Source organism: Shewanella sp. SM29 (assembly GCF_025654245.1).
Lineage (GTDB): Bacteria > Pseudomonadota > Gammaproteobacteria > Enterobacterales > Shewanellaceae > Shewanella > Shewanella oncorhynchi.
In genome coordinates this window covers 20,851-46,799 of record NZ_JAKKRN010000001.1, presented here as the reverse complement: position 1 = coordinate 46,799, position 25,949 = coordinate 20,851, and the positions used below count along the sequence as shown (strand labels likewise).

Genomic DNA, 25,949 nt, shown 5'->3' with positions numbered 1-25,949 from the left:
ATAAAACAAATTCAAGAATTGAGCAAAACAGACACGGGCCTAAATAATAAGGCCGCATAACCTAAGTTATGCGGCCCTCTAATTCACGGCATTAACGCTGTGGCTTATTTAGCCAGTACGCGTAAATGCAGTTCTTGTACTGACGTCACGTTAGTACGATCATCAGCGGCATGGGCCATACACGTGGCGAATGCAGCGTTCATGGTCGTCGTGTAGTTAACTTTGTAACGCAGTGCACCGCGGCGCAATTGACGAGAATCTTCAATCGCTTGGCGACCTTCGGTAGTGTTCACGATATAAGTGTATTCACCATTCTTGATGCGATCGAGAATGTGTGGACGACCTTCGTGCACCTTGTTCACTAGACGTGGGTTGATACCCGCTTCGCCAAGGATAATCGCAGTACCGTGAGTGGCATCGATTTGGTAACCGAGCTCGATTAACTTAGCCGCTAAATCGGCAACGCGTTTCTTATCGCTGTTACGCACAGACAATAATGCACGACCCGACTTAGGCACTTCAGAAGTGGCCCCTAACTGCGCCTTGGCATAGGCTTCGGCGAACGTATCGCCCACGCCCATGACTTCACCGGTAGAGCGCATTTCTGGGCCTAACAGTGGGTCAACACCTGGGAACTTGTTAAATGGCAACACCACTTCTTTCACTGAGTAGAAAGGTGGGATCACTTCTTTAGTGAAGTTTTGCGACGTTAAGCTTTGACCCGCCATCACACGCGCGGCAATCTTAGCTAAAGGCACACCCGTTGCTTTGGACACAAATGGCACAGTACGGGCTGCACGTGGGTTAACTTCAATCATATAGATTTCGTTATCTTTCACGGCGAACTGTACGTTCATCAGGCCAACAACACCGAGTTCCATCGCCAACTTGCCGACTTGAACGCGCATGCGATCTTGGATTTCTTGGCTTAGCGTGTATGGCGGCAGCGAACAACCTGAGTCACCTGAGTGAACACCCGCTTGTTCGATATGCTCCATAATCGCGCCAATCACCACAATTTCACCGTCACATACTGCGTCGATATCCACTTCAATCGCATCATCTAAGAAACGATCGAGCAATACTGGCGACGCGTTCGATACGCTCACGGCTTCGTTGAAGTAACGTAGCAAATCTTGCTTGTCGTAGACGATTTCCATCGCGCGGCCGCCCAGTACATAGGATGGACGCACAACTAGCGGATAACCGATACGCTCAGCGGCAATCACAGCACCTTCAACCGTAGTCACGGTATCGTTTTCAGGCTGCTTCATCTCTAAGCGTTGAATCGCTTGTTGGAAACGCTCACGGTCTTCGGCGCGGTCAATTGCATCTGGGCTAGTACCAATGACAGGTACGCCAGCGGCTTCTAAGGCTCGGGCCAATTTCAATGGTGTTTGACCACCGTACTGCACGATAACGCCTTTTGGCTTCTCGATGCGGACGATTTCTAATACGTCTTCCAGTGTGACTGGTTCGAAGTACAGACGGTCTGAAGTGTCGTAGTCGGTTGAAACGGTTTCAGGGTTACAGTTCACCATGATGGTTTCATAACCGTCTTCACGTAGCGCTAACGCCGCGTGTACACAGCAATAATCGAACTCGATACCTTGACCAATACGGTTTGGCCCGCCACCTAACACCATGATTTTGTCACGGGTCGATGGGTTAGCTTCACATTCTTCTTCGTACGTTGAGTACATGTAAGCTGTGTCTGTTGCAAACTCAGCCGCACAGGTATCCACACGCTTATAGACAGGGTGCAGGTCAAACTTGTCACGCAGCTTACGCACTTCGGCTTCGTTCACGCCTAATACATCGGCCAGACGCGCATCAGCAAAGCCTTTACGTTTCAGTTTGCGCAGTAAGTCATGATCCAGACCAGCCAGCCCAACTTCAGCAACCACACCTTCAAGCTTGATAAGCTCTTCGATTTGTACGAGGAACCAAGGGTCGATATTGGTCAGCTTAAAGATTTCATCTAAGCTCAGCCCCGCACGCATCGCATCGGCTATGTACCAAATACGGTCGCAACCTGGCTCTTTCAGCTCATGGCGAATACGTTGCATTGCCTCAGGTTTTGCCATATCAGTGATAGGGTCTAAACCGTTACGGCTAACCTCTAAACCACGTAAAGCTTTTTGCAGTGACTCTTGGAAAGTACGGCCAATCGCCATCACTTCACCCACAGACTTCATCTGTGTGGTTAAGCGATCATTGGCGCCAGCAAACTTTTCAAAGTTAAAGCGTGGCACTTTAGTCACAACGTAATCGATAGCTGGCTCGAATGAAGCTGGCGTACGACCGCCAGTGATGTCGTTCATCAGCTCATCAAGGGTAAAACCGACCGCTAACTTAGCGGCGATTTTCGCAATCGGGAAACCCGTTGCCTTTGATGCCAATGCTGAAGAGCGCGATACACGTGGGTTCATCTCGATGATAACCATACGGCCATCTTTCGGGTTGATACCAAACTGTACGTTCGAACCGCCGGTCTCTACACCAATTTCACGCAGTACGGCCATAGAGGCGTTACGCATGATTTGGTATTCTTTGTCAGTCAGAGTTTGCGCTGGCGCAACGGTAATAGAGTCGCCAGTGTGCACGCCCATAGGATCGAAGTTTTCGATGGCGCAGACGATAATGCAGTTATCGTTGCGGTCACGGACCACTTCCATCTCGTATTCTTTCCAACCGATCAGTGATTCGTCGATCAGCAGTTCACTCGTTGGCGATAACTCTAAGCCCTGTGAACAGATCTCTTCGAACTCTTCCTTGTTGTAGGCGATACCGCCGCCCGAGCCACCCATAGTAAAGGATGGACGGATAATACAAGGGAAACCCACTTGATCGAGTACGCCGTAAGCTTCTTCCATGTTGTGGGCAATGCCCGCACGTGGACAGTCAAGACCGATACTTTTCATCGCTTTATCAAAGCGGCTACGGTCTTCTGCTTTATCGATGGCATCGGCGGTCGCGCCAATCATCTCGACGTTAAATTCTTTCAGTACGCCTTTAGCTTCAAGTTCTAATGCGCAGTTCAGTGCGGTTTGGCCGCCCATGGTTGGCAGAATCGCGTCTGGGCGTTCTTTAGCAATAATGTTACGGACCACTTCCCAGTGAATCGGCTCGATATAAGTAGCATCGGCCATTTCTGGGTCAGTCATAATGGTGGCAGGGTTAGAGTTCACCAGAATGACACGGTAGCCTTCTTCACGCAGCGCTTTACACGCCTGTGCGCCAGAATAGTCAAATTCACATGCCTGGCCAATCACGATTGGGCCGGCGCCTAGGATAAGAATACTCTTTATATCTGTACGTTTTGGCATTGCTTCTCTCTTCTCCTAGCTTGCGTATTACTTAGCGTTCTGACGTTTCGTTACAAGACGATAGTGTTCGATTAGCTCGATAAAGTGATCGAACAGAGGTGCGGCATCGTTCGGGCCAGGGCTCGCTTCAGGGTGACCTTGGAAGCTGAACGCAGGTTTGTCCGTAAGATGGATACCTTGCAGTGAACCATCAAACAGCGACTTATGCGTCACCTTAATGTTGGCGGGTAGCGTGGTTTCATCGGCAGCAAAACCGTGGTTTTGGCTGGTGATCATCACGTTACCTTTCTCGATGTTGCTCACTGGGTGGTTTGCACCATGGTGACCAAACTTCATCTTTAAGGTTTTTGCACCTGAGGCCAGAGCCAACAACTGATGACCTAAACAGATACCGAAAATCGGTGTGTCGGTTTTCAGGATCTGTTGAATCGCTTCAATTGCGTAATCGCATGGTTCTGGATCGCCAGGGCCGTTCGAAAGGAACACACCATCGGGATTCATCGCCAGCACGTCGGCGGCAGAGGTTTTAGCTGGCACAACAGTGACGTCGCAACCGCGGTCCACTAACATACGCAGAATGTTTTGCTTAACGCCGTAGTCGTAGGCTACTACTTTGTATTTAAGCTCATTTACTGGCGTATCTGCAGGTAAACCGCCCACTAAACGCCAGCTACCTTTGCGCCATGGATAGGCCGCTTTAGTTGTGACTTCTTTAGCGAGATCCATGCCTTTTAAACCGGGGAAGGCTTTGGCAGCGGCGAGCGCTTTTGCTTCGTCTAAATCTGCACCTGCCATAATACAACCGGCTTGTGCACCTTTTTCACGGAGAATACGAGTTAACTTGCGGGTATCGATATCTGCTATGCCAACGACATTGTTCGCTTTGAGATAATCACTTAAGCTTTGTTGATTGCGGAAACTACTTGCGATGAGCGGAAGATCACGAATGATAAGACCACAAGCGTGAACCCCATCGGATTCAACATCTTCATCATTGGTACCAGTGTTGCCTATGTGTGGGTAGGTTAATGTTACAATCTGGCGTGAGTAGGATGGATCAGTTAAAATTTCTTGGTAACCTGTCATGGAAGTGTTAAAAACAACTTCACCAACAGAGAGACCATCGGCACCAATTGCTGTGCCAGAGAATACAGTTCCATCTTCGAGTACGAGTAAGGCAGACTTTGTCAACGCGACCTCCATAAAGAGCCAAGCCACTGAAATATAATGTTTTTTGTGTTATGTTAAGATACCAATTTCCGCTAATTTACGAAATTTTGACAAATTCCGACGAGTTTACAGGAAAAACGTGAAACCGTCCACCCATTGGTATCTGGGTGCAAAAAAAAACGCCATATCGGCGTTTTTAATATTAATGCAAACCTAAAACCTGCTGCATATCATACAAGCCCGGTTTTTGCTCCACGAGCCAGTGGGCGGCACGCATAGCGCCGTTAGCAAAGGTCATACGACTCGAAGCTTTATGGGTGATCTCTAAACGCTCACCGATATCGGCAAACATGGCCGTATGTTCACCGACTAAGTCACCGGCACGAATAGTCGCAAAACCGATAGTTTCACGGTCACGTTCACCTGTGATCCCCTCGCGGCCATACACGGCACATTTCTCAAGATCGCGACCTAAGGTCTTAGCAATCACTTCACCCATTTTCAGGGCTGTACCCGACGGCGCATCTTTTTTGTGTCTGTGGTGACCTTCGATAATTTCGATATCTGTGTAATCACCCATGACTTCGGCAGCCAGTTCGAGTAATTTCCACATCAGGTTGACACCCACAGACATGTTCGGCGCCATCACGACCGGCGTTTGCTCGGCAAAGGCATTGATCTGTTCTTTTTGAGCATGATTGAAACCGGTTGTGCCAATCACCATGGCTTTCTTATGGCGCACACACCAATCTAAATGGACAATACTGGCGTCTGGCGCAGTGAAATCAATCAAGACATCAAAATCATCGGTCGCGTAATCGAGCGAATCCATGATCATGACCTTTAATTTACCCACACCAGCTAGCTCACCCGCATCCACGCCCACTAAACTAGAGCCAGCGCGCTCAATAGCGGCACCCAGCAATATATGGTCGTGATTGTAAGCCGCTTCAATAAGAGTGCGTCCCATACGACCACCGGCACCGACGATTGCCACTCTCACTTGTCCACTCATTTCAATCTCCTCAATCTTTCTTTGTCTTCCATAAGAAAACGCCTAAGACAGGCTTAGGCGTTTTATCAATATTAGATGATATCTAATAATTCAACTTCGAATACCAAAGTTGAATAAGGAGGAATCGATGCCCCCGCGCCACGCTCACCGTAAGCTAGGTGATGTGGAACAAATAATTTCAACTTAGTGCCTACTGGCATCAGTTGCAGTGCTTCAGTCCAGCCAGCGATAACGCCAGATACTGGGAACTCAGCTGGTTGACCACGAACCACAGAGCTATCGAACACATCACCATTGATGAAAGAACCATGGTAGTGAGTACGCACTGTATCTTCGTAAGTTGGAGTAGCACCGTCACCTTGGACTAATACTTCAAACTGCAGACCAGAGTCAGTCACAGTCACGCCATCACGCTTAGCATTTTCAGCTAAGAACGCATCGCCTTCAGCAGACGCAGCTGCAGCAGCTTGCTCTTGAGCAGCTTGAATACGACCGCTGATTTCAGTGAAAGCAACTTGCAGATCTTGCATAGACACAGCACTTTCTAAACCGGCAAACGCATCGGCTAAACCCGCTTGAACGGCTGGAATATCCACACCATCAAAAGAATTGGCGGCCAGTTGCTCACCCATTTGACGGCCTACACCGTAGCTTGCTTGCTGTTCAACAGTACTGAATTTATCAGACATAATTAACGACTCTCAATTTATCAGTGGAATTTTGCGCGCCAGTTTACCATAGTTCCGCGACCTATGCTGATAAACTGACTGCTTATTTAACTAAGGCGGCTTTTTTACACACTTATTGCGTATTTATCCAAAAGCGTAAATAGGCTAAGGACGCATACCAGCCAGAAAACAACCGCTAACACTCAGCTAAGTGGCACTTCGCTATGCAGCGTGCAGCTTATTTCGGCGCCACACATTGATTCTTCACTTGGGTTTTAGCACTGGCATAGAGTGGCTGCATCTGCCCTTGCAGTTGTTGCAACTGAGCGATACGGTTACTGTTTGATGGATGAGTCGATAATAATTCCGGCCCTTGACTACCGCCCACCTTCGACATGTTCTGCCATAACGTCACACTTTGCGCCGGATCGAAACCGGCTCTCGCCATCAGCTCTAAGCCCATCACATCGGCTTCGCTCTCTTGAGCGCGGCCAAAGGGCAGAATCACCCCAACCTGAGCGCCTAACCCCAAGGCCGACATATATAAGTCGCGATTCGACACGCCACTCGCCCCCAACGCCGCATCGGCTATCTGCATACCGACGCCCGTTAACTGTCCGCGAGAAACCTGCTCGTTACCATGTTGCGCCAACACGTGCGCCACTTCGTGACCAAGCACAGTCGCAAGCTGATCAGGACCATTGGCAACCTTAAGTAAGCCGCTATAAACCCCAATATGCCCACCCGGCAGTGCAAAGGCGTTAACTTGTTCAGAGTCAAACAAGACGACATCCCAGCGCTGGGTTTGATCCGGCAGCACTGCAGTCACCCGATTAGCGACACAATTCACGTATTGCGTCAGCTTTTTATCGCTACTCACCTTTTGCTGCTTTTTCATCTCTTCAAAAGAAGCATCGCCCATCTGCTGCATCTGCGCCGCTGAAAAGAGCAAGGTCTGCCCTCGCCCCGTTGGCGATTGCGTGGTCGCACAGGCCGATAATCCGAGCGCGACCGCCATACCCACTAAGCCTAAACGCATTGATTTCATGTGGCACTCCTTAAATCCCATGACGGGCGTGAAGATCTTTGAGCCAACACGGGCTCAACTAATGGAAAGATTTTACTGAGATAGACAAGATAAGCCAAATAGAGAAACACTGGCGGCGCGCGTTAGCGATACTTTGCACCTAAAAGGAATTAATACTCCTCCTTTAACAAGGCATAGACGAACTCATCGCCCCACGCACCTTTAAAGAAGATGTTTTTCACATAATGGGCTTCGCGCCTAAAGCGGAGTTTTTCGAGTAAGCGACAGCAGGCAAGATTTTGTGCATCGGTGATGGCAATAACTCTATGCTTATGCAATTCAATAAAGAGGTAATCCAGCAATGCGCTGACGGCCTCAAAAGCAATATGTTTACCTTGATGCTCAGGCGCAATCGTAAAGCCAATTTCCACCTGCTGCTCATCAATAAATTGCAGCGCCAGATCGCCAACTAATTGGGTTGGTGTAGTTCCCGATGCGACAGTGACAATTGCAAGCTGAAACCAAGTACCAACCGCACCAAATTGTGCATAATCCATCTTCTCGAACAACGTGAGTGCATCGCTATAGCTGTAATCCGTCCAGCTTTGATATTTGGCGACCTTAGGGTCGGCTCGATAGGCGGTAAAAGCCTCAAGATCCGCTCGCTGGAATGGCCTAAGTACAAAGTGCTCGGTCGTTAAACCGTTATTCACCACTTTATGAAGTGCTTTGCTTAACGCCAATGTCGATCCCATGACTTAGCTCCTTAATGTAAATAAGTCACTAAGTTACACCCAGAGCGAAAGTGATAACAGCGGCCAATGCGCTTTATTCTGTTATCTGTTTAGTGATTATGGCACGCCAAACTTGAACGCTATGAATAGCTTCAAGCTCAGCGCTTACCTTTAAACTCTTTGGCGCTGTGCTTATTGATGCTACGGCGATTCGCCTGTTTATCCCGTGGTGGTCGCTTACGCTCAACTTTGATCTCAGTGGCGCCATCAGTGATTTTTTCACTCGGCTTATCCGTTACCGGAAAGTCAGCCAATAATGCCAGCGGTAACTCCCGCGCGGTTAAGCTGCGAATTGCCGTTAAAGTTGCCATTTCACCGTGGCACACGAGGGAAATCGCCAGCCCTTTTTCGCCAGCGCGGGCGGTGCGGCCAATGCGGTGCACGTACACAGGCGCACTCATGGGCAAATCCAAATTGATGACGACAGGCAAGGCATCAACATGAATACCGCGCGCCATCAAATCTGTCGCCACTAATACTTGGATCCGATTGGCTTTAAAGTCGGCCAAGGTTTGGCTGCGAACGGTTTGCTCTTTTTCACCGTGCAGCGCAGCGACTTTCATCCCCGCTTTGGCGAGTCGTTTAGCGACGGCATCGGCATCATCGCGGGCGCTGATAAACACCAACACCTGCGGCCATTGATATTGTTTTAACAGCGCAATCAATGCTTGTGCTTTGCTGCCCTTGTTGACTAAATAGAGCTGCTCTTCGATTTCACCAGCCACTGAATTCACCTTGTGGGCTTCGACCCGGAGCGGCTCATTCGCCAGTAGCTTGCCCGCCAATGCATCCAAAGCCTCGGGCAAGGTGGCAGAAAACAACAAGGTTTGCTTAAGCTTAGGCATAAACGCCATCAGCTTTTGCACATCAGGCCAAAACCCCATTTCTAACAGGCGGTCAGCTTCATCCAGCACAAGATGTTTTATCGAATCGAGGCTGATGTGGGACTGTTTGCATAAATCCAGTAAACGCCCAGGGGTTGCCACTAATACCCGCGGCTTGGCTGCAAGTTCGGCTAATTGGTCTTCCAAGGGGACGCCGCCACACAGAAGCTGAATGTTCAACGAAGCCGATAACTGACTCGCCACCGCTTGCAACGCTTCAGTCACTTGCAGCGCTAATTCCCGCGTAGGCACCAGCACTAAGGCCTGCGCATTTAGGGCCTGCACAGACTTAGCACCCTGTAACTGTGTTTGCTGTTGCAACAAAAGTTGTTGTAGAAGTGGTAAACCAAAAGCTAAGGTTTTCCCGCTACCGGTTTGTGCTAAGGCTAACAAATCCCGTCTCGCAAGAATGGCCGGAATCGCCAATTGCTGCACCCGAGTCGGATGCGCCAGTGTTGCAGGCAAGGCCTTAAGTAACGCCGAATTTAAGCCAAGCTCAGCAAAAGTTAACGACTCAGGGGAAGAAAGCTCGGGAAAGGTCATCACAGCACCGGATCAAAACATGGGAGCGAAAGTTTACTGAGAGTTGGCAGTGAATACCAATGTTGTTTAGGTATTTACGCAAGCCTTGGTTCAGTTTGCAACGGTACTCTTTACAACGGTACGGTTTGCAACGATACAGTTACGGCATTTGCGTTACGCAACGAAGAAAGTCTAGTTTTAAACTTCGTTTGAATTTCTAAACCGAATATCAAATCAAAATCAAAGTCGTGGGGCTTCCCCCCCTGATGTTAAATCAAGAGTCGACCAAGAGGGGATCAACAGCAATCTCCTCTTGGATCTCCGTTGCCGGCAAGGTCCATATATAACGGCCAGTTCGCAGGAATAGGTGAATTCCTGTCGCTTCGATGTTTGTGGTGTATCTTAAAAGAGACTCCAGCCGCATCTTTCTTATGTGCGCAAAGTTAACGCAGGTGATGGAATGGTAGATTTTAATCCCACAGCTTTCGTGATTGCTTATGGTAGAATCCCGCCCAATCAGCTTTATGAATGTGCAACACAACTCATTTGTTTAACTGAACGTAGTGGAACACTACCGTGATTAACTAAATGAGGAGAACAGATTATGAGTAAGTTAAATGCCGAAGAACGTAAAGCCCGCGATAACGCCCGTTTTTCACAACGCGTCGATGAACGCCGCACAAAAGGCGAAGACGTGGTCGCCTACGTGCTAGGCAACAAGCTCGCGTTTAAGTTTCTGACTAAACCAGAGAGACACGAATTTAAACAAAGAGAAGCCGCACTTGAAGAAGAAGCCAAACTTAAAAAGCAACAAGCGTTTCAGCTGAAAACCGAGCAAGAGTTAGAGAAAGCCGAAGCCGCATTTACTGATACAGAAGAGTAACCTCTCAAAAGAGCCATTGATCATCATTGATGGCTCACGCTCAAATACCTATCTTTATAAACAAGAGTCTATGACGATAGGTATTTGAAGGTATCAATGGTTAAATACCGCAAAGTAAGATAAATCTGATTTATAGTCTATCAAACTCATCAAGCATCTCTTTTGGTAGCCTCATACCTATGTTGTTGCATAAATATCGAAGAGGATCATCCATGCGTCGAAGTAAAAAGAGCAACTCTTCCATCATTTCAGGATTTTCGCCAAATTTATGTCTAGTTTTACCAAAAAACTTTAGGAATTCTCGATATCTAACAACCAATTCTTCTAATGCAGCCGGATGAATACGTTCTTCTATAATACGTTCCTCCATTGATCTTTTACGCAACCTACTATCCCTATTTAGCCTATCCAAAACATGCTCGAAATAGTCCACTGGTAAGAGGGTGGTAGGATCACGAAGTAACCTTTGATTTGTTCGGCTAACTTCTAAGACCTCTTCTAGAACTCTAGAAACATACCCATACATTTCTTCAGGTTGATTCGAAGTAACCTCTTGAGCTTCTTGCGGATTTGGAATTTGAGAAAGTTCTTCATCTAATTTAGGCCACCAAACTGCAAATGTTTTTTCAAGTCTAGTTTCCTCTATCCCCTGATCTCCACAAGCATCATTGATAGATTTTAATAACTTATAAATATCTTCTTTATCATGAATAGTTGATTGAAACTGGAGTACAGGTCCTTTTATATCAGAGCGTTTAATCCTAAACAAAAAAGGACAAACCCTACTCTTATCTACACTTTTACCAAGTGCTCCAGCTTCAAAATTTAACCACGGTGCGTTTATATTGTCCGGCGTTACGCATAATAAGCCAAAAGATGATTCATCGAGTTCTGATGCAATGTCACTGGACCAACGTGCTCCTTTGTCAATATCTTCTGAAGAAACGTAAGGTGTAATACTCTGTATTACAGATGGTAGCCAGTCTCTTAGCGACTTGGCGACTTTATGACTCATTTCACCAGACCAACTTATAAATACTTTCATCGATACTCCATATATAAATAATTCTAATTACTTTACATTTACAGTGTTTAGATACACAAATGAACAATATTGAATACACTCAATTTCCCACTGTTTTTCCTCTTTGTAAACAATAATTTAAAACTAGATAGTTGTTCTTAAATCTCATTTTATATACTTTTAGATAAATGAAAGGTTATGTGAGCTTGATTTTATTATTTATTTGCTTATCAATAGCATCAATGAATACGTAATACACTATCCCCTCGGAATTGCCGCTGGGCGAACGTAAAGACCGGACATGAATAACTTTTATACCTGAACAATTTACCGATAACACCAGAATCAAAGGAATACACCATCCCCTCGGAGTTGCCGCAGGGCGAATAGACAAATTGCGTGAGTCTTGCCATGGATGGCAAGCTAGCTTTCGAGGGGAAGGGACGCCCCATCGGAAGCGTCAGCAAATTTGCCAATGAGCACAAGGGGCTTTCAACTCCGTTGGGGGCGTCATGGAGCATCCAAGGAGGATAGGACGAGCAGTCCTCCTTGGTCGGGTGTGGGGTGAAGCCCCACGACTTTGATTTTCTTTAAAAAAGAGAAACCTAAAGCTAGGTTTAAGTCACAAACAATCTCGGCTATAAAGCCAAATAGCAAAGCAGAACGATCAAACTAACATCTAGCCTTTTAAGTGGTTTTAGCATAAAACAACCATAAAAAAGCCCCGCAAGTGCTAAACACTGCGAGGCTTTATTCATCTAGTGCGCAGCTAGCCGCTGCGCCACTAGACCAAGTTAGCTATTCAGATCTTGAAAGAACTTTTTCACGCCATCGAAAAAGCCCTCAGCCTTTGGGCTGTGCTTCTTTGACTCACCGGTTAAGGTGGCTTCAAATTCGCGTAACAGTTCTTTTTGACGATCGTTTAAGTTAACTGGGGTTTCCATAACCACTTTGCAGAGCAAGTCGCCTACCGCATGGCTGCGAACCGACTTAACGCCTTTGCCACGTAAACGGAACATACGACCCGTTTGCGTTTCGGCAGGGATCTTCAGGCTGACTTTACCATCCAGTGTTGGTACTTCAATCTCACCGCCTAGGGCCGCTTTACTGAAGGATATCGGCACTTCGCAGTAAAGGTTGTTGCCATCACGGACGAAAATCGCATGCTCACGCACACTGACCTGAACGTATAAATCCCCTGCTGGCGCGCCAAACTCACCCGCTTCGCCTTCACCCGCTAAACGAATACGGTCGCCCGTATCAACGCCGGCTGGGATCTTAACCGATAAGGTTTTGCTCTTTTCAACACGGCCATCGCCATGACACTTAGTGCAAGGATCTTTGATGATCTTGCCGCGGCCATGACAGGTTGGACAAGGCTGTTGCACCGCAAAGAAACCTTGGCGCATTTGCACTTGGCCTTGACCATGACAGGTGCCACAGGTGGTTGCAGAGGTGCCTTTTTTAGCGCCGCTGCCTTCACACAGATCGCAAGTCGCCAGTGTTGGAATCCGCAGTTCTTTGGTTAAGCCTTTTACGGCTTCTTCCAGTGATAACTCTAGGTTGTAACGTAAATCTGAGCCGCGGGCCGCTTGGCGTTGACCGCCACGACGTCCACCGCCGAAAATATCGCCAAAGACATCACCGAAAATATCGCCGAAATCGCCTTGACCACCACCGTAACCACCGCCACCGCGATTAGGATCCACACCCGCATGACCAAATTGGTCGTAGGCCGCTTTTTTATCGGCGTCGGTTAGGATCTCGTAGGCTTCTTTAATTTCTTTAAAGTTAGCTTCTGCGGTTTTGTCGCCTGGGTTGCGATCTGGGTGAAATTTCATGGCCAGACGTTTGTAGGCCTTTTTAATTTCACGTTCGCTAGTGTCACGACTGACACCTAATACTTCGTAATAATCTCGCTTTGACATAATCTCATGCTTCTCAGCTGGTGTTGAACAAACGGGCGTTAGGGTTGCCCCGTAACGCCCGCCTAGAAATTAACGCTTTGAAATCAATCTATTTGATTGAAAACAAGTCATTATTTCTTGTCGTCTTTCACTTCTTCGAATTCAGCATCGACAACGTCATCGGCAGTAGCGTTAGCCTGTTTGCCCGCGTCGGCATTGTCGCCGCCTTGAGCTTGAGACTTAGCTTGAGCGATTTCCATCAGCTTAGCAGATGCTTCGATCAGTTCTTGAGTTGCCTTTTCAATGGCTTCTTTGTCATTGCCTTTGATAGCAGTGTCAACAGCATCCATCGCAGCTTGGATTTTCTCTTTATCTTCGCTTGGCAGTGCATCGCCCGCTTCTTCAACTTGTTTCTTAGTTGCGTGAACTAAGCCGTCAGCTTGGTTGCGTGATTGCACTAACTCTTCAAACTTCTTGTCTTCATCTGCGTGAGCTTCGGCATCACGTACCATTTGCGCCACTTCTTCTTCGCTTAAGCCAGAAGATGCTTTGATGGTGATGTTTTGTTTCTTGCCGGTTTTCTTGTCTGTAGCAGACACATGCAGAATACCGTCGGCATCGATGTCGAACATCACTTCAATTTGTGGCTGGCCACGTTGTGCTGGCTCAATACCGTCTAAGTTGAACTGACCTAATGACTTGTTCGCGCTCGCTTGCTTACGCTCACCTTGCAGTACGTGAATGGTCACTGCACTTTGGTTGTCATCGGCTGTTGAGAACACTTGCTGCGCCTTAGTAGGAATAGTGGTGTTCTTCTCAATCAACTTAGTCATCACGCTGCCCATGGTTTCGATACCAAGAGACAGTGGTGTTACGTCTAACAGTAATACGTCTTTCACGTCACCTGACAGTACGCCAGCTTGAATTGCAGCACCTACGGCTACCGCTTCGTCTGGGTTCACGTCTTTACGAGGTTCTTTGCCGAAGAAGTTTGTCACTGCTTCTTGAACCTTAGGCATACGTGTTTGACCACCCACTAGAATCACTTCGTTGATGTCTGTTACAGATAAATCTGCATCAGCCAGGGCAACTTTCAGTGGCTCTAATGTACGGAGAATCAAGTCTTCAACCAGTGATTCCAATTTAGCACGAGTGATTTTAATCACTAAATGCTTAGGACCTGTTGCGTCTGCCGTGATGTATGGCAGGTTCACTTCAGTGTGGTTGGTGCTTGAAAGTTCAATTTTCGCTTTTTCAGCTGCTTCTTTCAGACGTTGCATTGCTAATGGATCTTTACGCAGATCTAAGCCTTGCTCTTTCTTGAATTCGTCAGCTAAGTAGTTGATCAAACGGTTGTCAAAGTCTTCACCACCTAAGTGGGTGTCACCGTTGGTTGCCAACACTTCAAATGTTTGGTCGCCATCGTTGCTGTCGATTTCGATGATAGAGATATCGAATGTACCACCACCTAAATCGTATACCGCAACAATGTTGTCGCCTTGTTTCTTATCAATACCGTAGGCTAATGCTGCTGCCGTTGGTTCGTTGATAATACGTTTAACATCAAGACCTGCGATACGACCCGCATCTTTAGTCGCTTGACGTTGTGAATCGTTAAAGTAAGCAGGAACAGTAATAACCGCTTCTGTTACTTCTTCACCTAAAAAGTCTTCTGCGGTTTTCTTCATCTTTTTCAAGATTTCTGCAGAAACTTGTGGTGGAGCCATCTTGTTGCCACGCGATTCAACCCATGCGTCACCGTTGTCGGCTGCAATGATTTTGAATGGCATGATGTTCACGTCACGTTGGACTTCGTCATCTTTAAAGCGACGACCGATCAAACGCTTAATCGCGAAGAATGTGTTAGTCGGGTTAGTCACAGCTTGACGTTTTGCTGGCGAACCGACAATGGTCTCATCATCTGTATAAGCGATGATTGACGGGGTTGTGCGATCGCCTTCAGCGTTTTCTAACACACGTGCTTTGCCACCATCGAGGACAGCTACACAAGAGTTTGTTGTGCCTAAGTCGATACCAATAATTTTACCCATGAGGTCCTCCGAAAAATTTCATTCAATCTAAATTTGTTTAGTTGGTTTTGATATGGGGCTAGATGGTTGAAATATCAAGTCCATCGTTGGCCACCTTCTCTGCCTTGATACCTATATTGGGACAGGGAATTTAATTACAAGGGCGAACAAAAAAATTTTCTGATTTATCTTTCTCGCATCTGCCGCGGGATAAAATATCCAAGCACATAAAATAGTCTTGCTTATCAACCCAAGCTGTTATTCAATCTGCCCACATTTGGCGGATGTTTATCCATGTAAGGTAGCAGAGTGAAGTCTTCGAATTTAGCGTACGTGTATGGCATGGCGGCGGTCTTCCTCTGGTCTACAGTGGCCACGGCCTTTAAGATTGCCTTGAGTTACTACACGCCACTGCAACTGGTGTTTGTTGCCGTGCTCACGTCGATTATTGCCCTTGGCGGTATCCTGGCTTGGCAAAAGAAGCTTTCCTTACTCACGCAACAGTTTTTGCGCCGCCCTGCATTTTATCTAATCACAGGGCTCATCAATCCCTTCCTTTACTATGTGGTGCTGTTTAAGGCGTATTCCTTACTGCCAGCGCAGCAAGCCTTGTCACTCAATTACACTTGGGCGGTATTGCTGCCGTTACTGGCTGCGCCTTTGTTAAAGCAACATTTGCGTAAGAGCGACATTGTTGCGGCGCTGATTGCCTACACTGGGGTGTTTATCATTGCCACCGGCGGCGATATCAGCGGCTTTAGTTTTGATAGCCCGCTCGGGATCGGCCTTGCCCTCACCAGCACCTTACTCTGGTGCCTATATTGGATCGTCAACACCAAAGATCAAGGCGATCCCGTGGTGAGTTTATTATTGAGTTTTCTTATCGGCTTACCTTTTATTGCCGTCACCTTAGTGCTGACAGATACCCTGCCCAGTTTTAGTCTTAAGGCGATATTTGCAGGTGTGTATGTGGGCTTATTTGAGATGGGCATTACCTTCGTGCTCTGGTTAATGGCGCTGAAAACCGCCACTCGCACTGCGAACATCAGCACTATGGTGTTTTTATCCCCTGTGATGTCGATTGGTTTTATCGCGTGGATTTTGCAAGAAACGATTGCGATGGCAACCTATCTCGGCCTAGCCTTTATTTTATCGGGGATGATGTTACAGCAACTTCTGCCCCGTTATATCGAGCGCAAAAACAAGATAAGCACAAAGCTAGCGGAATAATCGTTGAGTAACAGCCTTAAATAATGTTAGCTCACGGCAATGAGCCAATTAAAAGAGCTGGCTAACATTTTAAGCCAAGATTAAGCGCTAATATCCCCCATTTTGTGAAGGAGTATAAAATGACCCCGGCCGTCCGATTGGCGAAAAAAGCCAAGATCGCGTTTGATATCTTAGAGTACAGCCACGATCCACACTGCGCCGCCTACGGCGAAGAAGCCGCTAATACCTTAGGGCTTGAACCCGCGCAAGTATTTAAAACCCTTTTAGTTGCCATCGACAAAGCTCATGCGCCGATTGCCGTCGCGCTCGTGCCCGTCGATCATCAGCTTAATCTAAAAGCCGTAGCTAAATGCTTAAGACAAAAGAAACTACAAATGGCCGATGCCGACCTAGCACAAAAATCCTCAGGCTATCTAGTCGGCGGTATTAGTCCCTTAGCGCAAAAGAAACAATTACCAACCTTGATTGATGCCAGCGCCCAAGGCTTCGACAGGATTTATGTCAGCGCGGGCAGACGCGGTTTAGAGATAAGCTTAGCGGCCACAGACTTAGCCCTGCTTTGCAAAGGCGAATTTGCCGATATCAAAACACTTTAAGCTATCTCGACCACATTAAGCACAAGTCATTCAACGTTAAGTAAGCAATTCACTCCACTTTAAGTTGTACGCGCTCATGTTGGATAAATGGTAAACAAGGCTCAAACGGCAACAAACTGCCAGCGTACTGAGTCTAAAGTGGAAAGCGTTTGATAAAGCCGAGATATCCGTCTATAAATTGTACTGAGGTACAAATCGACTAAGGATAGTCAGATGGAAAAATCAACCCAATGGGATCCAGAAAATAGCATCAGCCCTATCAGTTGGTGCGCCATGCTACTCTGCATCGCCTTATTTATTTATGAGCATTTCTGGGGAAACAGTTTTACCACTATGGTAGTCATGCTCTATTGCAGTTTTATGCTGCCTTCGGTTTTACTCACTCGCAGAGTACAAGAAAAGTACTTTATTTATACCTTGGAATACATCAAGGCCTTTCGTAAATTCACTGTCGTTATGTCGACGATATTTTTCTGTATCTGGTTACTTGTTACTTATACCCCGCTCACCATAAGCAGCTAAACTTGTTAGCCAAACACATTAATGTCGCTATTCAGTTGGATACCGCAAACAAAAAAGCCGTCAACGTAGTAGGTTAACGGCTTTGGGTTTATCGGTATTTACCGCTAAACACGACTAGTGTAATCACCCCAAGCTAACCACTTATATGTGGTTAATGCCTCAAGCCCCATTGGACCGCGGGCGTGCAGTTTTTGGGTGCTCACAGCCACTTCAGCGCCAAGACCAAACTGACCGCCATCGGTAAAACGAGTACTGGCATTCACATACACGGCGGCTGAGTTCACTTCATTCATAAAGTGCGCCGCTGCATGAATATCATCGGTCAAAATGGCTTCCGAATGGCCGCTAGAATACTGGCGAATATGACTAACGGCGGCATCGATATCGCTCACGACTTTAATACCTAAGGTTAATGACAGCCATTCAATACCAAAATCCTCAGACTTAGCAAGCGTCACATCGAACCCTAAACCATCCAGCAGACTAAAACTTGTGTCACAAACTGAAAAACGCACGCCTAGACGATGCAGATATTCGGCAATTTGCGGTACAAAGCTGCTAGCCACGCGCTCATCCACCAGCAAGGTATCAAGAGCATTGCACACAGTTGGACGCTGCACTTTGGCATTAGCGATTACGCCTAAGGCACGCTCAAGGTCGGCATTTTTATCGACATACAAGTGGCAAATACCTATGCCACCTAAGATCACCGGAATGGTCGCTTGCTCAGCACATAAGCGCTGCAATGCTTGACCGCCGCGCGGCACTATCATGTCGACATATTGATCGAGCTTAAGTAAACCTGTCACTAGGGCTCTGTCTGAAGAATCAATAAATTGCACCGCATCTATGGGCAAACCTTGGGCGACAATCGCGCCGCGGATCACTTCGCTGATAAGCTTATTCGATTCAAGGGTTTCTTTACCGCCACGGAGGATCACCGCATTACCCGTTTTAAGGGCGAGTACCGCGATATCGACAGTCACATTCGGGCGCGCCTCGTAGATAACCCCAATCACGCCCAGCGGTACGCGGCGGCGAGTCAGCCTTAAACCGTTATCTAATAACTTGCTGCCAAACTCTTCGCCCACGGGATCAGCAAGGCGGATCACATCGCTGATATCACCGATAATGCCCGCTAAACGCGCATCATCGAGCAACAGTCTGTCGATCATCGCCTCAGTTAATCCATCGTTCTTAGCGGCGGCAACGTCTTTAGCATTAGCGGCTAAAATGGCGGCGGAGTTTGCCGTCAGCGCATCGGCAATAGCTTCGAGTAAGTCAGCCTTTTGGCTCGCCGTTAAGTTGGCTAAAGCATAACTGGCCTGTTTGGCATTTTGGCCAAGTTGCTGTAAATACTGATCTTGATTCATTTGACTCAAAACAGACCTCGCTTATAAGACAACCATGTCGTTGCGGTGCACTATTGCGTCACCATAATCGTAACCGAGTACAGACTCGATCTCGTCGGAATGCTTACCTGCAATCAAACTCAGGGCTTGGCCACAGTATCGTGTCATCCCTTTAGCAATCACTTTACCTTGTTGATCAACTAATTGTAGCGTCGCACCACGTTCAAACTGACCTTTAACGCCTACGATACCTTTAGACAATAGACTGCGGCCCTTGTCAGTCACGGCTTTGACCGCGCCCGCATCAAGCACTAAAGAACCTTGAGTCGCAGGTCCCGCTAGAATCCACTGTTTGCGGCTTTCGAGCGGGTTTTCGATGGCACTAAAGTGAGTACCGACGGACTCTTTGGCGACCACCTTTTTGATCACATCAGGGTGATGGCCAGAGGCGATAACCACTTCAATGCCTGCACGGCGAGCAATATCCGCCGCTTCCAATTTAGTCGACATACCACCCGTACCTAAACCCGATACAGAACCGCCCGCCAACATACGCAAACTATCGTCAATCTTCACCACCTGTGAAATCAACTTAGCGTTCGGGTTAGTGCGCGGATCGGCATCGAATAAGCCCTTTTGATCCGTCAATAAAATCAATAAGTCAGCATCGCATAAGAGTGCTGCGCGCGCCGATAAATTGTCGTTATCGCCCACTTTGATCTCATTGGTGGCAACGGCATCGTTTTCATTGATGATCGGCACAATATTATTCGCCAACAAGGCATTGAGCGTGTCGCGGGCGTTAAGGTAACGCTCCCTATCCTGCAAATCGGCACGGGTCAGCAGCAATTGGCCCACATGCAGCCCATAAATACTAAAGAGTTGTGCCCAAGCGAGGATCAACTGACTTTGTCCGACAGCGGCTAACAATTGCTTATTGGCCATAGTGTCGGGCAGCGTCGGGTATTGGAGATGTTCACGCCCAGCGGCAATTGCCCCTGAGGTGCATAATACGACTTCGACCCCTGACTTCATCAGTGCGGCCATTTGACGAGCAAGCTCAACCATGTGGGCTTTATCTAGCTGTTTACTGCCAGAGGTAAGCACACTCGTCCCTAACTTCACTACCACGCGGCGATACGCAATCTCACTTAAGTTCATTATTCATTTGTAACAAAATAACCGAACAATCCTTATACCTAATCCGCTGAGTAATTGGTAGCAAGGAGTTATTAACTCGAGATAAATTTTCGTTTTTGCTTAGAATCGCGCATTAAAAAGGGCCATCGATTAGATGGCCCTCAAAAAAATGTAAACAATCTACGCTGCGAGTTTTTACTGTACAGGTGAATTAATCGACAGCATCAACCATAGACAAACTTAGCTACAAACAATGCGGCTAATACTAAAATGCCCACATTAAGATCGCTAAAGCGACCTGTGAGTAATTTGATTGCTGCATATGAGATGATCCCAAAGGCAATGCCCGTCGCGATAGAAAACGTTAGCGGCATTAATATACACACAACCACCACAGGCGCGGCTTCAGTCAAATCTTCCCATTCGACATGCACCAGTCCCGACATCATCAAAATCGCTACATAAAACAGTGTGCCCGCAGTCGCATAAGCCGGGATCATCCCCGCCAATGGCGATAAAAATAACGCAGCAATGAAGAGTAATCCCACCACAACGGCCGTTAAACCAGTACGGCCACCTGCGCTCACACCCGCAGTACTTTCGATATAACTTGTCGTGGTGGAAGTGCCAAAAGCCGCCCCCGCAATCGTTGCTAAACTGTCAGCGGTTAAGGCACGATTCAGACGTGGTAAACGGCCTTTATCATCGAGAAAACCACCGCGCTGTGCAACCGCCACTAAGGTGCCAGAGGTATCGAAGAGATCCACAAATAAGAAGGCAAAAACGACTGATAACATAGTTACTTCAAATACTTGGGATAAATCCATCTTCATAAATGTAGGTGCGATTGAAGGTGGCATTGATACAATGCCCTGATACTGCACATCACCAAACACTAGTCCTAGGCCAGTGATAATCAGAATGCTGGCAATCACCGCCGACTTCATTCCCCGCTGCACCATAGCAATAATGAGGAAAAAGCCCAGCACAGCCATAACCGCCGGAAATGCCGTGATATCGCCCAGCGTCACTAGCGTAGCAGGACTTGCCACCACAATACCGGCGCTCTTAAGGCCAATCAGGGCAAGAAACAAACCAATACCTGCAGCAATACCGATACGTAACGACATGGGAATACTATTTACAATCCATTCTCGAATACGCACTAAGGACAAGATTAAAAAGCAAATTCCCGACAGGAATACCGCGCCTAACGCAGTCTCCCAGCTGTAACCCATTTCACCCACGACTGTGTAGGTAAAAAAGGCATTAAGTCCCATACCTGGAGCAAGCGCAATGGGATAATTCGCCATCAACCCCATAACCAAACAGCCGACAGCCGCCGCCAAACAGGTCGCCACAAATACAGCACCATGGTCCATGCCTGCATCGGCTAACATCATTGGGTTCACAAAAATGATGTAGGCCATCGTCATAAATGTTGTCAAACCTGCGACCGCTTCCTGCTTGAGGCTCGTTTGATTTTGTTTCAGTTTGAACAGTTTTTCTAACATGGAACAAGGTTCCTTTTTATTTTAAGTATGTAGGGTATTTAGATGTGAACACTATGTAACGTGATGACATTTGCAGCCGATTATAGGGAGTTTAGGCTGGTCAGGCCAGAAAATTGGCAAAGGAGTAATGAAGAGAAAATGCTCAAATATCTATGCAAACGAATGCAATATCCTCGGGTGAGACTCGCGTTGAAGGTTAAGCATAAAAAATGAACATATTATGAACAAGATGATTAACTCGTTAGCGACCAATGCTGATTTGTAGCCATAAACAGCCCACATAAAGAGTAACAAGGATATATACAGCAGAAATAACTAAATTCAATTTCCACAGACTCAACCAAAAACTCCCTTTAAAATATGTACGTAGCCTTACTTCTGATTTGCATAATGTTAAAGAAGAAGGTACCAACATTAACGCAGAACAGCCAAAGGTTGGTAATACCATAAAAATCATGCCTAAACCCGCAGCCCCAGCAGAAGCTTCAGATGTTTGACAGTCAATAGATGCTAGCGTTATATATCCTAAAATGACGCCTGCAATGGCAAGAATAAAACCTAACAGTTGAAGAGTTCTCAAATTCATCCTTGGTAACAAACAGCGTTTAAATTGACTTATCGTAAAATCCTATCAGCTCAGCGATTTCGCTTAGATGGGTATCGACCCAAGCGCTGCTGATCGGCCCCCAGGTGACTATGCGGTAATAACCTGAATTGTTACGGCTGCCTTCCTGCACAAACTCGACTCGAATACCTATATCCTCAAAAGCTGCGATAGCGTCCTGTAAAGTTCGGCGAGGCATTCCGGTTAACTTATTGAGTGATAATAGATTATGGCGGTCATCATCCATTAAATGCGCCAAATATAACTTACGCAGAAACGCCTTATTTTGCTTTGAAACCTGTTCGGATGCTGGCATTGAAAGTGACATAGGATGACCTGTCTGGAAACAAAAGTAATTATCATCAAAACTACTTTATATTCAGTCAATAAGGCAATAGCCAATACTAAATACTTACGGTTCGCGACAAGATCATCAGATAACAAATCTGCACTTAAATCAAACAAAACGACTTGTCATCCTCCCCCAACAACTGTTATTTCTAATATCACTCAACACCTATGAAGAAAGGCTAAAATGAGCCAGACAATCACAGCAGACCAAATACTGACATTTTGGTTTGAAGACATTGACCCAAAGCTTTGGTGGATTAAAGATGTTGAATTTGATACCCAGATCAAACAGCGCTTCGAAGGTGTACTACTTCAAGCTAAACGGGGAGAGCTTTCACATTGGCGAATCACGCCTCAAGGTCGATTAGCTGAGATCATAGTGCTCGATCAATTCTCCCGTAATATTTACCGCAATACGCCTGCCGCATTCGAAGCCGATGCGATAGCCCTAGTGCTCGCCCAAGAGGCCGTTGCCCAACGGGTCGACACAGCACTAAAATCCAAACAAGTCCCTTTTCTATTTATGCCCTATATGCACAGCGAATCGGCAGCCATTCACCAAGTAGCAGTAAAACTGTTTAATCGCGAAGCTGCGATAACAAACCTCGCGTTTGAACTGCGCCATAAAGCGATTATCGACAGGTTTGGCCGCTATCCACATAGAAATATTATCTTAGGCAGGGAGTCTACGGCGGAAGAAATTGCTTTTCTGACTGAACCGGGCTCATCCTTTTGAGCCTGTAATAGGTTAAAGCGTTAATGTGTATTTGATAAATAAAGCCGTGCTGAGTTCACAGACACACTACACTTACTCAAGAAAGTCATGGAATGACTTGGCGAGTATCAAACACAGTTGCAAGTGTATACCGCGGAGGTGTTGGTAACTTATGGCGCATAAACTAAATAAGCCAAATAGCTCAGTGGCTCGTCGTAACCGCTATAAATTGATGGGGTTACTCATCCTATGCGGCGCTCAGCTCGGCCAAGCGGCTGAAATTAAGATAGGCGTCAGCCTGTCTATCCCGCCCTATGTCATCCAAGCAACCAATAGCGGGATCGAACTCGAATTACTTAACCAAGCCCTCGCCGTTAAAGGCCATACTGCTTCTATCCACTACTTACCACTGGCGCGCACTTTCCATGAACTCAGGGAGGGTAAACTCGATGGCATCATCAACATCAAAGAAGGAATGATTAACAACGTTTTTTATTCCAACGTTGCGATAACCTACCAAAACTGCGCCATTAGCCTCGAGAGTAATCAATTTAACATCAATAGCATAGAAGACTTAAACAACAAACAAGTCGTCGCCTTTCAACGTGCATCATCGTTACTGGGGGAAGAGTTTGCCAACATGGTTAAGACCAATAGCGGCTACCAAGAACAAGCGAGGCAAGTGCAGCAGGTTTATATGCTGATGAAGCGCAGAGCCGATGTCGTTGTGATGGATAAAAATATTTTCAAATACTACTTAAAGCAGGCCTATCTTGAGGGCAAACTCACTGAGAAAGACTTAAAACAACAGGCGATTTGCCACCAAATATTCCCACCTACAGAATACAAGTTCGCGTTTCTCAGTGAACAAATTCGGGATGATTTTAATGCGGGACTCAAACAAATTACCCAAGATGGTAGCTTAGTGGCTCTGCAGGAAAAGTATCGACGCCTGATGTCATTTGACAATGAAGCCGAGGCGTCGACTAAGTTAACAGAACCTAAAATGATCAAAAATGATTCCTACTAAACTTATCCCATAGTGTTATTTCACCACCAACACAGGGCACTTAGCGTACTTAACAATATCCTGTGTAACGTGGGGTTTTAAAAAGTCAGCTAAACCGCTGCTCCCATGACTAGCGATAACCACCATGCCTACATCAACGGCTTCCGCTAAAATCTCATCAATAGCATCACCATGGCGCACGACTAACTTAATATTGAGCCCTTCGGTAAGGTTCTGCTGCATTTCCTGCTGCAAACTTTGCATTTTTGCATCAACGAAAGCTTTGAGTTCATTTTCCAATGTAGCGGGAATATCGACCGCAATACCATAACAATGGGCGCCACGGGCAGGGCTAGTCACATGCAACAACCGAATATCGACGTGATAAACATTTGCCATTTCAACCGCATATTTTAACGCATGGGCCGCAGTGGATGAAAAATCCGTAGGGCATAACACTTCTTGAGTACGCATAAGCTTATCCATCATTTGAGTTTTTAATTAAGCTAATTATTAAGGCCAAAATACCACTATTTTATAGCAGTTTGCTATGCTTCTTGCGTACCCATTTCAATTAATTATTCTTTATCAATCAAAAAGAAAGGACGCTATAAGCGCCCTTTGGATTTATAGAGTCAAAGCCAGTTACTTAACCACAAGCACAGGACAAGTTGCACCATTCGCCACCGCTTCTGAGACATTGGTGTGTAAAAAATGCGAAATCCCAGTTCGGCCATGGCTAGCAATTACTACCATGCCAATGTCTTTACTGTTGGCCTCTTCTAAAATTTGATAGACAGGATCGCCACGGCGGATCAAGGTAGTGATAGGAAGCTCAGTATTCAATCCATCCAATAGTGCTCGCATTTTAGTTGCCGCCGCTTCCTCCATGCTTTTAGCAAGCTCTTCAGGGGTAATAGATAGAATCATAAAGTTTTCATCACCGATCGGCTGTTCAACCACATGTAAGATTTTTAGCCCTACATGGTATAGATTAGCCATTTCAATGGCATAACTCAGTGCATGGGCCGCAGTTTCCGAAAAATCTGTGGGCCAGAGTATTTGACCTGTACGCATAATTTGTACTCCTTCTATGGCGCGAATGGATTGCTGGGTGAATCTTTACTGTGCTGCTATAACGCCCGATTTAGCGCATTGGCAGACCACAAACTTCATCTCACAACCTTAGTCTCTTAGCCAAGCAACAGCATCGCCATTATCAACAAAAAACCTTACCTCAGCAGGCGTAAACCAGTTTGCCAATTTAGCCAACACTTCCTGCAAAGTCGTCTTACCGACGATGGCTATTTTCTCGAAATGACGAATATGCTTCACCCCAAGTTTGAGATCGTCCCAAGCGGCCTGTAGTTCCAAGCCTTCCAACTCGGTGACATCTACCAAGGCGAAGATATCAGGATCTTTCACCCCAGCTAATGCAGACTCCAACACAGGCACCATCATTTCGTAGTCTTGATGAGTTAAGGTACCGATAGCTTTAAAGGTAACGAAAAAATCATCATCACCATAACGCTCAATACCAATCGAAATTCCGTGCTTTAACAATGCCATACATACTCCTTATGTAACAACCCTTGATTTAGTGTAAAAGCTAACGCCACAACAAGCCGTGATCTTGCTCAAAAATACACCAGATACCTTGCAC

24 protein-coding genes are annotated in these 25,949 nt (G+C 46.6%); 6 read left to right on the top strand and 18 right to left on the bottom strand.

Features of this window, described 5'->3' with window-relative positions:
* Positions 1-104 precede the first annotated feature (104 nt).
* The 7 genes from carB to L5L77_RS00180 form a co-directional block, all read right to left on the bottom strand.
* Positions 105-3,329, bottom strand: coding sequence for a carbamoyl-phosphate synthase large subunit (gene carB / locus L5L77_RS00210; protein ID WP_263221762.1), 3,225 nt, complete (start codon positions 3,327-3,329; stop codon positions 105-107).
* A gap of 27 nt (positions 3,330-3,356) precedes the next feature.
* Complete coding sequence (gene carA / locus L5L77_RS00205) at positions 3,357-4,532, bottom strand: glutamine-hydrolyzing carbamoyl-phosphate synthase small subunit (RefSeq protein WP_012090014.1); 1,176 nt, start codon at positions 4,530-4,532, stop codon at positions 3,357-3,359.
* Between the two features lie 169 nt (positions 4,533-4,701).
* Positions 4,702-5,514 (bottom strand): 4-hydroxy-tetrahydrodipicolinate reductase, encoded by an 813-nt coding sequence (dapB, locus tag L5L77_RS00200; RefSeq protein WP_006082785.1) that lies wholly within the window; start codon positions 5,512-5,514, stop codon positions 4,702-4,704.
* A 71-nt stretch (positions 5,515-5,585) separates the two neighbouring features.
* A complete protein-coding gene (locus L5L77_RS00195) occupies positions 5,586-6,203 on the bottom strand; it encodes an FKBP-type peptidyl-prolyl cis-trans isomerase (RefSeq protein ID WP_006083907.1) in 618 nt (205 codons plus the stop codon).
* Between the two features lie 217 nt (positions 6,204-6,420).
* Positions 6,421-7,230, bottom strand: a complete 810-nt coding sequence (locus L5L77_RS00190) for a M48 family metallopeptidase (protein ID WP_263221756.1) — start codon at positions 7,228-7,230, stop codon at positions 6,421-6,423.
* Positions 7,231-7,379: 149 nt separating this feature from the next.
* Positions 7,380-7,964 (bottom strand): GNAT family N-acetyltransferase, encoded by a 585-nt coding sequence (locus tag L5L77_RS00185; RefSeq protein ID WP_219251166.1) that lies wholly within the window; start codon positions 7,962-7,964, stop codon positions 7,380-7,382.
* Positions 7,965-8,101: 137 nt separating this feature from the next.
* Positions 8,102-9,430, bottom strand: coding sequence for a DEAD/DEAH box helicase (locus L5L77_RS00180; protein ID WP_263221753.1), 1,329 nt, complete (start codon positions 9,428-9,430; stop codon positions 8,102-8,104).
* A 583-nt stretch (positions 9,431-10,013) separates the two neighbouring features.
* Here L5L77_RS00180 and L5L77_RS00175 point away from each other — a divergent pair.
* Positions 10,014-10,292, top strand: coding sequence for a DNA polymerase III subunit epsilon (locus L5L77_RS00175; protein ID WP_173243176.1), 279 nt, complete (start codon positions 10,014-10,016; stop codon positions 10,290-10,292).
* Positions 10,293-10,422: 130 nt separating this feature from the next.
* Here the strand turns inward: L5L77_RS00175 and L5L77_RS00170 are convergent, their stop codons facing one another.
* The 3 genes from L5L77_RS00170 to dnaK all read right to left on the bottom strand — a co-directional run bounded on the left by L5L77_RS00170 (position 10,423) and on the right by dnaK (position 15,274).
* Positions 10,423-11,337 (bottom strand): toll/interleukin-1 receptor domain-containing protein, encoded by a 915-nt coding sequence (locus L5L77_RS00170; protein ID WP_263221752.1) that lies wholly within the window; start codon positions 11,335-11,337, stop codon positions 10,423-10,425.
* A 773-nt stretch (positions 11,338-12,110) separates the two neighbouring features.
* On the bottom strand, positions 12,111-13,244 hold the full coding sequence (gene dnaJ / locus L5L77_RS00165; protein WP_006082793.1) for a molecular chaperone DnaJ: 1,134 nt from the start codon (positions 13,242-13,244) through the stop codon (positions 12,111-12,113).
* A gap of 110 nt (positions 13,245-13,354) precedes the next feature.
* Entirely contained in the window at positions 13,355-15,274 is a 1,920-nt protein-coding gene (gene dnaK / locus L5L77_RS00160) for a molecular chaperone DnaK (RefSeq protein ID WP_011847566.1), read from the bottom strand.
* A 288-nt stretch (positions 15,275-15,562) separates the two neighbouring features.
* On the opposite strand from dnaK, the gene L5L77_RS00155 reads away from it, so the two are divergent.
* The 3 genes from L5L77_RS00155 (at position 15,563) to L5L77_RS00145 (ending at position 17,601) form a co-directional block, all read left to right on the top strand.
* Positions 15,563-16,483, top strand: a complete 921-nt coding sequence (locus L5L77_RS00155) for a DMT family transporter (protein WP_263221746.1) — start codon at positions 15,563-15,565, stop codon at positions 16,481-16,483.
* A gap of 119 nt (positions 16,484-16,602) precedes the next feature.
* Positions 16,603-17,079: a Cys-tRNA(Pro) deacylase gene (gene ybaK, locus L5L77_RS00150; RefSeq protein WP_028759489.1), complete on the top strand. Its 477-nt coding sequence runs from the start codon at positions 16,603-16,605 to the stop codon at positions 17,077-17,079.
* Between the two features lie 213 nt (positions 17,080-17,292).
* Positions 17,293-17,601 (top strand): hypothetical protein, encoded by a 309-nt coding sequence (locus L5L77_RS00145; RefSeq protein WP_263221744.1) that lies wholly within the window; start codon positions 17,293-17,295, stop codon positions 17,599-17,601.
* A gap of 104 nt (positions 17,602-17,705) precedes the next feature.
* Here the strand turns inward: L5L77_RS00145 and L5L77_RS00140 are convergent, their stop codons facing one another.
* From L5L77_RS00140 to L5L77_RS00120, 5 genes are all read right to left on the bottom strand, one after another.
* Positions 17,706-18,983 (bottom strand): glutamate-5-semialdehyde dehydrogenase, encoded by a 1,278-nt coding sequence (locus L5L77_RS00140; RefSeq protein WP_168822721.1) that lies wholly within the window; start codon positions 18,981-18,983, stop codon positions 17,706-17,708.
* 12 nt (positions 18,984-18,995) lie between these two features.
* Positions 18,996-20,114, bottom strand: coding sequence for a glutamate 5-kinase (gene proB / locus L5L77_RS00135; RefSeq protein ID WP_105251651.1), 1,119 nt, complete (start codon positions 20,112-20,114; stop codon positions 18,996-18,998).
* A 203-nt stretch (positions 20,115-20,317) separates the two neighbouring features.
* Positions 20,318-21,607, bottom strand: a complete 1,290-nt coding sequence (locus L5L77_RS00130) for an NCS2 family permease (RefSeq protein ID WP_131523194.1) — start codon at positions 21,605-21,607, stop codon at positions 20,318-20,320.
* A 241-nt stretch (positions 21,608-21,848) separates the two neighbouring features.
* A complete protein-coding gene (locus tag L5L77_RS00125; RefSeq protein WP_263161677.1) occupies positions 21,849-22,187 on the bottom strand; it encodes a carbon starvation protein CstA in 339 nt (112 codons plus the stop codon).
* A 25-nt stretch (positions 22,188-22,212) separates the two neighbouring features.
* On the bottom strand, positions 22,213-22,539 hold the full coding sequence (locus L5L77_RS00120) for a winged helix-turn-helix domain-containing protein (protein ID WP_219255339.1): 327 nt from the start codon (positions 22,537-22,539) through the stop codon (positions 22,213-22,215).
* 207 nt (positions 22,540-22,746) lie between these two features.
* Here L5L77_RS00120 and L5L77_RS00115 point away from each other — a divergent pair, with 207 nt between their 5' ends.
* Both L5L77_RS00115 and L5L77_RS00110 read left to right on the top strand, forming a co-directional pair.
* Positions 22,747-23,298 (top strand): DUF924 family protein, encoded by a 552-nt coding sequence (locus L5L77_RS00115; protein ID WP_113941177.1) that lies wholly within the window; start codon positions 22,747-22,749, stop codon positions 23,296-23,298.
* A 151-nt stretch (positions 23,299-23,449) separates the two neighbouring features.
* Entirely contained in the window at positions 23,450-24,307 is an 858-nt protein-coding gene (locus L5L77_RS00110; protein ID WP_263139984.1) for a substrate-binding periplasmic protein, read from the top strand.
* A 15-nt stretch (positions 24,308-24,322) separates the two neighbouring features.
* Here the strand turns inward: L5L77_RS00110 and L5L77_RS00105 are convergent, their stop codons facing one another.
* From L5L77_RS00105 to L5L77_RS00095, 3 genes are all read right to left on the bottom strand, one after another.
* Positions 24,323-24,760, bottom strand: a complete 438-nt coding sequence (locus L5L77_RS00105; RefSeq protein WP_219251157.1) for a universal stress protein — start codon at positions 24,758-24,760, stop codon at positions 24,323-24,325.
* Positions 24,761-24,931: 171 nt separating this feature from the next.
* On the bottom strand, positions 24,932-25,363 hold the full coding sequence (locus L5L77_RS00100; RefSeq protein WP_263139983.1) for a universal stress protein: 432 nt from the start codon (positions 25,361-25,363) through the stop codon (positions 24,932-24,934).
* Between the two features lie 108 nt (positions 25,364-25,471).
* Positions 25,472-25,855, bottom strand: a complete 384-nt coding sequence (locus tag L5L77_RS00095; protein ID WP_028761699.1) for an STAS/SEC14 domain-containing protein — start codon at positions 25,853-25,855, stop codon at positions 25,472-25,474.
* Positions 25,856-25,949: the final 94 nt, after the last annotated feature.